This is a genomic window from Blastococcus sp. KM273128 (assembly GCF_021698975.1).
Taxonomy (GTDB): domain Bacteria; phylum Actinomycetota; class Actinomycetes; order Mycobacteriales; family Geodermatophilaceae; genus Blastococcus.
The window spans coordinates 1-9,489 of sequence record NZ_SSXA01000118.1 but is presented as its reverse complement, the minus strand read 5'-3'; the positions used below and the strand labels follow the sequence as shown (position 1 = coordinate 9,489).

Genomic DNA, 9,489 nt, shown 5'->3' with positions numbered 1-9,489 from the left:
CCGCAGGCCCGCGGGCAGGACCCCCGACGCACGGTCACCCGCCACCCCGCCCCGCCACCGGGGATCGCCGGCCGCTACCGCTTCGACCGGCACGCCGGCACCTGGTGGTGGTCCCCGGAGATGCACCAGCTGATCGGCCTGGAGACGGCGCCCTGCACCGAGGCGCTGCTCCGCGTCCAGCACCCCGCGGACGCCGCCCGGCTGCTCGCCGCCCTCTCCGCCTGCGGCGCGGGGCAGCCGTTCGCCGTCGAGACGCACGTGCACCACCCGGACCGGCCCCCGCGACCGGTGCTGCTGGTCGGCGAGCCGGCCGGGGACGGGGCCGGGGGCGTGCGGGCGGTCGAGGGGCTGTGCGTCGACCTCACCACCGCCCGGGCCCAGGCCTCCGACCCGACCGGGATCGCGGCCCTGCGGGCCGAGGTCGACCAGCTGCGGACGGCCATGGCCAGCCGGGCGGTCATCGAGCAGGCCAAGGGCATCCTCATGCTGCTCACCGGCTGCGGCGAGCAGGCCGCGTTCGAGCTGCTCTCGCACATCTCCAGCCACACCCACCGGAAGGTGCGGGACGTCGCGCAGGCGATCACCGCCTCGGCCGCGGGGCACGGCGGGCTGCCGGACGACGTGCGCGCGATCCTGCGCGACGCCTGCCCCCCGCGGTAGCCACCGGCCCGCTCCGCCTCACCCGTCGGAGCCGCCGCCCCCGCACCGGCCGCGGTCCGGCAGGATCGGGGCTGCCCGCGGTGTCCGGGGGCGCGGCCCGGCGCCGCCGAGGAGGGAGCCCGCGATGTTCTACGTCCTGGCCCGGTTCGTCCTGCGCCCGCTGTTCTTCGCCCTGTGCCGGCCGAAGGTCACCGGGCGCGAGAACGTGCCGCGCGACCGCCCGGTGATCCTGGCCAGCAACCACCTGTCCTTCATCGACAGCATCGCCATCCCGCTGGCGGCCCCGCGCCGGGTCGCCTACCTGGCCAAGGCCGAGTACTTCACCGGCCGCGGCTTCGGCGGCTGGCTCACCCGCACGCTGTTCACCGCGCTGGGCGCGCACCCGGTCGAGCGGGAGACCCACCGGGCCGCGCAGGCGGCGCTGGACACCGCCCTGGGCATCCTGCGCGGCGGCACCGCGTTCGGCCTCTACCCCGAGGGCACCCGTTCCCGGGACGGCCGGCTGGCCCGCGGCAAGACCGGTGTGGCCTGGCTGGCGCTCACCGCTGACTGCCCCGTCGTCCCGGTCGCCGTGCACGGCACGGACCGGGTGCAGCCGGTCGGGGCCCGCTGGCCGCGCCCGCACCGCATCGCGATCACCTTCGGCGAGCCGCTGACCTTCCCCGAACACCGCGGGCAGGCCGACCGGAACCGGGCCCGCCGCGAGGTGACCGACCGGATCATGCTGGCGATCGCCGACCTCTCCGGGCAGGAGAAGGCCGGCTGGCACGTCCCGCGCGAGGCGGTGTGAGCGGGGCGCTGCTCGTCGCCGGCACCACCTCGGACGCCGGCAAGTCGGTGGTCACCGCGGGCATCTGCCGGTGGCTGGTGCGCCAGGGCGTCTCGGTGGCCCCGTTCAAGGCGCAGAACATGAGCAACAACTCCGTGGTCACCCCGGACGGCGCGGAGATCGGGCGTGCCCAGGTGATGCAGGCCGCGGCGGCGCGGGTCGAGCCGGAGGCGGCGATGAACCCGGTGCTGCTCAAGCCGGGCGGGGAGGACTCCAGCCAGGTCGTCGTCCTGGGCCGGCCGGTCGCCGACGTCACCGCGCTGTCCTACCGGCCGATGAAGGCGGCGCTGCTCGAGCAGGCGCTCGCCTCGCTGGCCGACCTGCGCGCCCGGTTCGACGTCGTCGTCTGCGAGGGCGCCGGCTCGCCGACGGAGATCAACCTGCGGGCCGACGACATCGCCAACATGGGCCTGGCCACCGCGGCGGGCCTGCCGGTCGTGGTCGTCGGCGACATCGACCGGGGCGGGGTCTTCGCCGCCCTGCACGGCACCGTCGCGCTGATGCCGCCGGCCGACCAGCGGCTGGTCGCCGGGTTCCTGGTCAACAAGTTCCGCGGGGACGTGCGGCTGCTGCGCCCGGGGCTGGAGCAGCTGACCGGGCTCACCGGCCGCCCGGTGCTCGGCGTCCTGCCCTGGCTGGGCGGCCTGGAACTGGACGTCGAGGACTCGCTCAACGTGCCCGTGGCCGCGTCGGGGGCCCCGCCGGTGGGCGAGGACGTCCTCCGCGTCTCGGTGGCGCGGCTGCCCCGGCTGTCGAACTTCACCGACCTGGACGCGCTCGCCGCCGAGCCCGGGGTGCTGGTGCGCTACGCCACCCGCCCCGAGGAGCTCGCCGACGCCGACCTGGTCGTCCTGCCCGGCAGCCGGGCCACCGTCGCCGACCTGTCGTGGCTGCGCGCGACCGGCCTCGCCGACGCGGTGCTGCGCCGGGCGGCGGAGGGCACGCCGGTGCTCGGCATCTGCGGCGGCCACCAGATGCTCGCCCGCACGATCACCGACGACGTCGAGTCGCGGGCGGGGACGGTGGAGGGGCTGCGGCTGCTGCCCGCCGACGTCCGGTTCGCCCCGGATAAGACGCTCGCCCGCCCGGTGGGCCGCGCCCTGGGCGAGACGGTGCACGGCTACGAGATCCACCACGGCGTCGTGACGGTGGACGACGCCGCCGAGCCGTTCCTGGACGGCGCCCGCGCCGGCGCGGTCTTCGGGACGACGTGGCACGGTGCGCTGGAGAACGACGGCTTCCGCCGGGCCTTCCTGGCCGAGGTCGCCCGGGTCACCGGCCGCCGGTTCGTGCCGGCCCCGGCGACGGAGTTCGCGGCGGTGCGCGAGGCCCGGCTGGACCGCCTGGGCGACCTGGTCGCCGAGCACGCCGACACGGACGCCCTGTGGCGGCTCGTCGAGCAGGGCCCGCCCGCGGGCCTGCCGCTGCTGCCGCCGGGCTCGGGCTTCAGCCCGCGGTGAGCCGCGCCCGCACGTCGTCCGGCCAGGGGGCCGAGCGGCCGTCGGCGACGCAGACGTAGGTGTTGCGGACCACGCAGCACACCCGCTCGCCGACGCGCACGGTGAACCGCACCGTCACGCTGGTGCGGCCCACCTTCTCGGTCTCGGCGTCGACGGCGACGGTGTCGCCCCAGCGGGCCGACGACGCCCACTCCAGCGAGCTGGCCTTGACCACCGGGTCCACCCGGCGCGCGACCAGGTCGTCCCAGGCGAGCCCGAGCGACGCCCACCAGCCGTTGGACGCCTCGTCGGCCCACGTCAGGTAGTGGGCGTTGAAGACGACGCCCTGCTGGTCGCACTCGACGTAACGGACGGGGGAGCTCCAGACCTGCGGCACGGGGCGCCACGGTAGCCGCGCCACCGGATACCGTCGTCGCGTGCCCGCCGTGCCGCTGCCCCCGCCGCCCACCGACGACCCCGTGCTGGCCGGTTACCGCACGCCGGGCGGCCTGGTGCTGGACAAGGTGATCGACCACCTGGACGCCCACTGCCGCGAGTTCATCGCCCACTCCCCCTTCGCGACGCTGGCCACCGCCGACGCCGAGGGCTGGCCCGACGTCTCCCCCCGCGGCGGCGACCCGGGCTTCGTGCACGTGCTCGACGCGCACCGGCTCGCGCTCCCCGACCGGCCGGGCAACAACCGCGTCGACAGCCTGCGCAACGTGGCCGCCAACCCCCGCGCCGCGCTGATGTTCCTGGTGCCCGGCGTCGAGCAGACGCTGCGGGTCTTCGGCACGGCGGCGCTGGTCCCGCCCGACGAGCTGCCGGTGGACCTCGAGGAGTTCGGCCGGGCGCCGCTGTCGGTGCTGGTCCTCGACGTGCGGCGGGCGTACTTCCAGTGCCCGAAGTCGGTCATGCGCTCGGGCCTGTGGGACCCGGCGAAGCGGATCGACCCGAAGGCGCTGACCCCCTTCGGCCGGGTGATCAAGGACCACTGCGCGCTCGCGGAGGACCTGCCCGACGACGCCACGATCCGCGCGGAGCTGGCCGAGGAGCTCTGAGAGGACCCCTCGAAGGACCCCGTCCTCCTCACCGCTCGCAGGCTCGCGGCGAGCCTCCGGACGGGGCCGTGGGCCTAGCCTGCGGCCATGGCGTTCGACGTCCAGGTCGTGGTCGACTGCTCCGCCCCGCACGACCTCGCCCATTGGTGGGCCCAGGCGCTCGGCTGGCAGGTGGAGCCCCAGGACGAGGCCTTCATCCGCCGGATGGTCGACACCGGGGAGGCCACCGCGGAGGACACCACCACCCACCGCGGTGCGCTGGTCTGGAAGGTCGGCGCGGCGATCACCTCGCCCGACCCGGGCCGGCCGCGGGTGCTGTTCCAGCTCGTCCCCGAGCCCAAGTCGGTCAAGAACCGGCTGCACCTCGACGTCGCCGTCGGGCCGGAGCGGGTCGAGGCCGAGGTGGCCCGCCTGGTCGGCCTGGGCGCCCGCGAGCTGTGGCGCGGCCGGCAAGGGCCGTTCGCGTGGGTGACGCTCGCCGACCCGGAGGGCAACGAGTTCTGCGTGACCTGAGGCGGGCTCAGCCGGCGCGCAGGTCCCGGGCGAGCTTCCGGTCGGCGACGGCCCGCTCGGCCATCGCCCGGACCCGCAGCCTGCGTCGCCTGCGGCTGGACCCGAGGTAGCGCGCGTCCTCGACCAGCTGGAACGCAGCGAGCACGCTCGCCTGGACCTCGCGGGCACGAGGCACCGCCGGGCGCGCCGGTTCGGCCGAAGTCATGGAGCCCCCCTTCTCCCGGGGACGCCGGCACGCACCCCGCGGCCCCATGGTTGCCCCCACATCCCCGCGTCCAACCCCCACCGTCACCATCTGGTGCCCATGGGTCACGTGTGACGAGCGGTGATGGTCCCGTGTCCCCGGGGACCGCGCCGCCCGCCGTCGCGACCGCTCCGTACGGTGCACCGCATGGCTGGACTCGGACGCCTCGGCCGGACGGCGGCGCGCACCGCGGGCCGCGTGCTGCACCACCTGCTGCGCTCACCCGCAGCGGGGAGCTCCCGCCCGCGCCCCACCCGGCCGCGGCCGGCCGGGGCGCCCGACGTGGAGTACCGGCCGCGCGACGACGGCCGCCCCGACCCGGGCGAGATCGTCTGGGCGTGGGTGCCCTTCGAGGAGGACGACGGCCGCGGCAAGGACCGGCCGGTGCTGGTCATCGGCCGGCGGGGCGGCGACCTCCTGGGCCTGATGCTCACCAGCCGCGACCACGACCGGGACGCCGCCGACGAGGCGCGCCACGGCCGGGTGTGGACCGACATCGGCAGCGGGGCCTGGGACCCGCGGGGCCGGCCCAGCGAGGTCCGGCTGGACCGGCTGCTGGAGCTGGACCCGGCGACGGTCCGCCGGGAGGGCGCCGCCCTCGACCGGGCCCGCTTCGACCGCGTCGTGGGCGAGGCCCGCCGCGTGCAGGGCTGGTGACGCGGGGTCAGTCCGCGACCGACTCGTCCCGCGCCGGCCGCCGCGCCGGGGGCCGCAGGTTGTAGACACCGACGCCGTCGGCGAGGGGCTCCAGGTCGTAGCGGTGCACGACCTTGGGCCCGCCGTGGAGGTGGACGTGGGTGACGGTCGGCAGCGGGTCACCGTGCCGCGCCTCCCGGATCTGCACGCGCCCGTCCAGCGGGCCGCCGACGAACAGCAGCACCGCGTCGTCGGGGTCCGGCCCCGTGGTGGCCGCGTTCTCCTCGGACAGCTCCGGTCTCCTCCCGCTCGTGCGCCGGTCCACGAGGGTAGGCGCGTCCGGCCCGCTCGTCAGGTGCCCGGGGGCGCCCGGCGGAGCCTGCGGGCCACCAGCGGCGCGCTGAACAGCATCACGAACAGCCGCAGCACCTGCACGGCGAGGACGAAGGTGGTGTCGGCACCGGAGTCGCGCGCCGTGGCCAGCACCGCGTAGAGGCCACCGGGCGTCGTCGCGAGGTAGCCCTCGAGGGCGGTCGCCCCGGTGGCCGCGGCCAGCAGCCCGCCCAGGCCGGCGCACGCCAGCACCAGGACGAGCACGATCGCCAGCGCGAGCGGCAGGGCCCGGCCGATGCCCCGCAGGCTGCCGCGGGTGAAGCTCACGCCGACCTGCAGGCCGATGACGAGGAACGCCGCGCTCTCCACGAGGGCGGGCACCCCGGCCCCGCCGGCGAGGCCGCTCAGGTCCGCGACCGCCGCGGCGACGAGGGGGCCCAGCAGCGCGGCGACCGGGATCCGCAGCAGCCGCCCGGCGACCAGCCCGGCGACGGCGCAGACCGTGGTGAAGGCCAGACCGGCCGGCCAGCCCGGCCCGCCGGCGTCCTCGGGGGCGAGCCCGGCGCCCGCGGTGGCGCCGTACGCCGTGGTGGCGACCACCGGCATGAGCAGGACGATGAGCAGCACCCGCAGGTACTGGAGCACCGCGACGACCCGCTCGTCGGCGCCCAGCTCGCGGGCCATCACCACGATTCCCGAGGCGCCCCCGGCGATCATGGCGAACGCGCCGGTCACCGACGAGATGCCGGGGTGCAGCCGCAGGGCGAGCCCGGCCAGCAGGCTGAGCAGGAGCGTCCCGACCGTGACCAGGAGCACCGGCAGCCAGTCGGCGGCCACCGCCCGCAGCGTGCCGACGTCGACCAGCGCACCCATGGACACCCCGATGACGGCCTGCCCCGCCGTGCCCAGCCGGTCGGGCACCCGCGCCCGCGTGGGCACCGCGAGCGCGCGGACCAGCCCGGCGAGCAGCCCGCCGAACAGCGCGGGCGAGGGCAGGCCGGCGAGCCCCAGCAACGCCCCGAGACCGACGGCACCGGCGGCGACGACGGCCGCGTCGAGCAGCACCGCGGCTCCACCTCACCGTCGTCCGCACCACCCGGGCTCAGCCCCCGGTGATCCGGCGCAGCTCGGCGACGTGCGCGTCGAAGGCGGACCGGCCGGCCGGCGTCAGCGCGAGGCTGGTGCGCACGCGGGAGGCGCGGGTGGCCTTGCGGACCGTCACGTAGCCGGCCTCCTCGAGCTGCTTGACGTGCTTGGAGAGCACCGAGTCGCTGACCCCGACCCGCTCGCGCACCGCCGCGAAGTCCATCGTGTCGACGGCGGCGAGCAGCCCGCACACCTGGAGCCGGGGCGGCGCGTGGATCACCGGGTCGAACCGCGGCGCGACGGCGGTCACGGCTCGCCGCGGAGCTCGGCGACGTAGATGCGGGTCCACCACCGGCTGACCAGCGCGATGCCGACCCCGAGGACCGCGCCGGCCACCACCATCGCGCCGCGCACGTCGAGCAGCAGCTCGAGGACCAGGGCCGGCACCACGACCAGCGTGGCGCCGACCAGCCACGCCGTGTAGGCCCGGCGGGTGGGCCCCGGCCGGTCACCGCTGACCCAGGCGCCGGTCAGCCGCCGGTAGACCGCCATCAGCCCGCGGAGCCCGGCCAGGTAGACCAGCAGCGCACCGAGCGTCAGCCAGGGGAAGGCGAACGAGTAGGAGGCGAACAGCAGGAAGGTCAGCAGGCCGAGCGCGGCGTCGTACCACCAGGGTTGGACCACCCGTTCGGCGAGCGCCACCCGGTCCGCGCGCAGCGCGGCCAGCTAGGCCCGGGCGTCCGCCTCGTCGCTTTCCATATCGGAAAGCATGGCCGTGGCTTTCCGATCCGTCAAGTCGCGCCACACGCCTGTTACACGCGTCGTGGTCTCATGGCCGCCGAGCCCCGTGCGACAGCGAAGAGGAGACGTGACCGATCTGCGGCACCACGGCGACGCCGAACTGGCGCCCGGCCTGGTCGACCTCGCCGTCAACGTGCGGGCCGGGACCCCACCGCCGTGGCTGCGGGACGTGCTGAAGGACGCACTGGACGCCAGCGCGGCCTACCCGTCCCTCTCCCCCGCCCGCGCGGCCGTCGCCGCGGCGCACGGCCGGGACCCGGCCGAGGTGCTGCTGGCCGCCGGTGCCGCGGAGGTGTTCGTGCTGCTCGCCCGCGCGCTGCGGCCCCGGCGCGCCGTCGTCGCCCACCCGTCCTTCACCGAACCGGAGGCCGCGCTGCGGGCCGCCGGTCACCCGGTGACGCGACTGCTCCTCCGCGAGGCCGACGGCTACCGGCTCGACCCCGCCGACGTCCCGGAGGACGCCGACCTGGTGGTGCTGGGCAACCCCACCAACCCGACGTCGGTGCTGCACCCGGCCCGCGACCTCGCCGCCCTGGCCCGCCCCGGCCGCGTGCTCGTCGTCGACGAGGCCTTCGCCGACACCGTGCCCGGGGAGCCGGAGTCGCTGGCCGGTCGCGCGGACCTGCCCGGCCTGCTCGTCGTGCGCAGCCTGACGAAGACGTGGGGCCTGGCCGGGCTGCGGGTGGGCTACGCGCTGGGGCCCGCGGACCTGGTCGCCGCGCTCGCCGCCCAGCAGCCGCCGTGGCCGGTGAGCACCCCGGCGCTGGCGGCACTGGTCGCCTGCACCGCCCCGGCCGCGCGCGCCGAGGCAGAGGGGGCGGCGGTCGCGCTCACCGGGCACCGTGCGGCGCTGCTGGCGGCGCTCCCCCCGGAGGTGGCGGTCCTGGGCACCCCCCGCTCCTCCTTCGTCCTGCTGCGCGTGCCCGACGGTGCACGGGTGCGGCAGGAGCTCCGCGACGCCGGCTGGGCGGTCCGCCGCGGCGACTCGTTCCCGGGGCTCGGCCCCGACCACCTGCGGGTCGCCGTGCGGGACCCGGCGACCTCGCGCGCGTTCGCCGCAGCCCTCGCTGGGATCCTGTCCCGGTCCCCCCGGTGCGGCTCCGCGGGGTGGACGACCACCGGCGTCCCCGAGGAGATCCGCTGAACGCCACCCCGGTGCCCCCCGAGCAGGGCACGGTCTACCCGGTCGGGTTGCGGCTGCACGACCGGCCGGTCGTCGTCGTGGGCGGCGGCAAGGTCGCCCACCGGCGCGTCGCCGGCCTGCTGGAGGCGCGGGCCAGGGTCACGGTGGTCAGCCCGGAGGTCACACCCGCGCTGGAGTCGCTGGCCGCGGCCGGCCGCGCGACCTGGCTCCGGCGCACCTACCGCCCCGGCGACCTCGCCGGGGCCTGGTACGCGGTCGCCGCCACCGACGACCCCGCGGTGAACGCGGCCGTCGCCGCGGAGGCGGAGGACGACCGCATCTTCTGCGCGCGCGCCGACGACCGGTCGGCCTCGAGCGTCTGGACGCCGGCGATCGGGCGGCAGGGCGACCTGGTCGTCGGCGTGCACGGGGGCGGCGACCCCCAGCGGGCGATCGGGGTGCGGGACGCGATCGTCGCCGGGCTGACCGACGGCAGCATCCGGGACCGCGCCGCCCGCCCCGCACCGGGCGGCAGCGTGGTGCTGGTCGGCGGCGGCCCCGGCGACCCCGGCCTGATCACCGTCCGCGGCCGCCAGGCGCTGGCCACCGCCGACGTCGTCGTCGCCGACCACCTCGCCCCTCAGCCCCTGCTCGCCGCCCTGCCCCCCGAGGTCGAGATCATCGACGCCGCCAAGCTCCCCCGCGGCCGCGCCATGGCCCAGGAACGCATCAACCAACTCCTCGTCGAGCACGCCCGCGCCGGC

General features: G+C 77.0%; 14 protein-coding genes. 8 read left to right on the top strand and 6 right to left on the bottom strand.

From position 1 onward, the window contains the following. From E9529_RS20620 to E9529_RS20610, 3 genes are all read left to right on the top strand, one after another. The coding region (locus tag E9529_RS20620) for an ANTAR domain-containing response regulator (protein ID WP_236833142.1) at window positions 1-660 on the top strand (660 nt) is incomplete at its 5' end. 124 nt (window positions 661-784) lie between these two features. Next, a complete protein-coding gene (locus E9529_RS20615; RefSeq protein ID WP_236833141.1) occupies window positions 785-1,450 on the top strand; it encodes a 1-acyl-sn-glycerol-3-phosphate acyltransferase in 666 nt (221 codons plus the stop codon). Continuing rightward, window positions 1,447-2,949 carry a cobyric acid synthase gene (locus E9529_RS20610; protein ID WP_236833140.1) on the top strand — a complete coding sequence of 501 codons (1,503 nt, stop codon included), beginning with the start codon at window positions 1,447-1,449 and terminating at the stop codon, window positions 2,947-2,949. Before E9529_RS20615 ends, E9529_RS20610 begins: the two co-directional genes overlap by 4 nt. Here E9529_RS20610 and E9529_RS20605 read toward each other — a convergent pair. Then, window positions 2,936-3,325 (bottom strand): thioesterase family protein, encoded by a 390-nt coding sequence (locus E9529_RS20605; protein ID WP_236833139.1) that lies wholly within the window; start codon window positions 3,323-3,325, stop codon window positions 2,936-2,938. The genes E9529_RS20610 and E9529_RS20605 overlap by 14 nt on opposite strands. Before the next feature lie 40 nt (window positions 3,326-3,365). Between E9529_RS20605 and E9529_RS20600 the strand changes: the two genes are divergently transcribed. Continuing rightward, the gene (locus tag E9529_RS20600) at window positions 3,366-3,989 is read left to right on the top strand and encodes an MSMEG_1061 family FMN-dependent PPOX-type flavoprotein (protein ID WP_236833138.1); all 624 of its coding nucleotides are present in this window, start codon (window positions 3,366-3,368) and stop codon (window positions 3,987-3,989) included. Window positions 3,990-4,076: 87 nt separating this feature from the next. Beyond that, window positions 4,077-4,502, top strand: a complete 426-nt coding sequence (locus E9529_RS20595) for a VOC family protein (protein WP_236833137.1) — start codon at window positions 4,077-4,079, stop codon at window positions 4,500-4,502. Window positions 4,503-4,509: 7 nt separating this feature from the next. Here the strand turns inward: E9529_RS20595 and E9529_RS20590 are convergent, their stop codons facing one another. Further along, window positions 4,510-4,707 carry a hypothetical protein gene (locus E9529_RS20590; RefSeq protein WP_236833136.1) on the bottom strand — a complete coding sequence of 66 codons (198 nt, stop codon included), beginning with the start codon at window positions 4,705-4,707 and terminating at the stop codon, window positions 4,510-4,512. Between the two features lie 186 nt (window positions 4,708-4,893). On the opposite strand from E9529_RS20590, the gene E9529_RS20585 reads away from it, so the two are divergent. Next, window positions 4,894-5,403: a type II toxin-antitoxin system PemK/MazF family toxin gene (locus E9529_RS20585; protein ID WP_236833135.1), complete on the top strand. Its 510-nt coding sequence runs from the start codon at window positions 4,894-4,896 to the stop codon at window positions 5,401-5,403. A 7-nt stretch (window positions 5,404-5,410) separates the two neighbouring features. On the opposite strand, the gene E9529_RS20580 is transcribed toward E9529_RS20585, so the two are convergent. From E9529_RS20580 to E9529_RS20565, 4 genes are read right to left on the bottom strand one after another with little or no spacing between them, the layout of a single operon-like run. Beyond that, on the bottom strand, window positions 5,411-5,707 hold the full coding sequence (locus tag E9529_RS20580) for a hypothetical protein (protein ID WP_236833134.1): 297 nt from the start codon (window positions 5,705-5,707) through the stop codon (window positions 5,411-5,413). A gap of 26 nt (window positions 5,708-5,733) precedes the next feature. After that, window positions 5,734-6,780 (bottom strand): AbrB family transcriptional regulator, encoded by a 1,047-nt coding sequence (locus E9529_RS20575; protein WP_236833133.1) that lies wholly within the window; start codon window positions 6,778-6,780, stop codon window positions 5,734-5,736. Between the two features lie 37 nt (window positions 6,781-6,817). Then, window positions 6,818-7,111 carry a transcriptional regulator gene (locus tag E9529_RS20570; RefSeq protein ID WP_236833132.1) on the bottom strand — a complete coding sequence of 98 codons (294 nt, stop codon included), beginning with the start codon at window positions 7,109-7,111 and terminating at the stop codon, window positions 6,818-6,820. Beyond that, window positions 7,108-7,503 carry a hypothetical protein gene (locus E9529_RS20565; RefSeq protein WP_236833131.1) on the bottom strand — a complete coding sequence of 132 codons (396 nt, stop codon included), beginning with the start codon at window positions 7,501-7,503 and terminating at the stop codon, window positions 7,108-7,110. The genes E9529_RS20570 and E9529_RS20565 overlap by 4 nt, the downstream gene beginning before the upstream one ends. A 67-nt stretch (window positions 7,504-7,570) precedes the next feature. Between E9529_RS20565 and cobC the strand changes: the two genes are divergently transcribed. Both cobC and E9529_RS20555 read left to right on the top strand, forming a co-directional pair. Further along, window positions 7,571-8,746 carry an Rv2231c family pyridoxal phosphate-dependent protein CobC gene (gene cobC / locus E9529_RS20560; protein ID WP_304505681.1) on the top strand — a complete coding sequence of 392 codons (1,176 nt, stop codon included), beginning with the start codon at window positions 7,571-7,573 and terminating at the stop codon, window positions 8,744-8,746. A gap of 11 nt (window positions 8,747-8,757) precedes the next feature. After that, window positions 8,758-9,489 (top strand): NAD(P)-dependent oxidoreductase (locus tag E9529_RS20555; protein ID WP_236833129.1); only part of this gene is annotated, 732 nt, incomplete at its 3' end.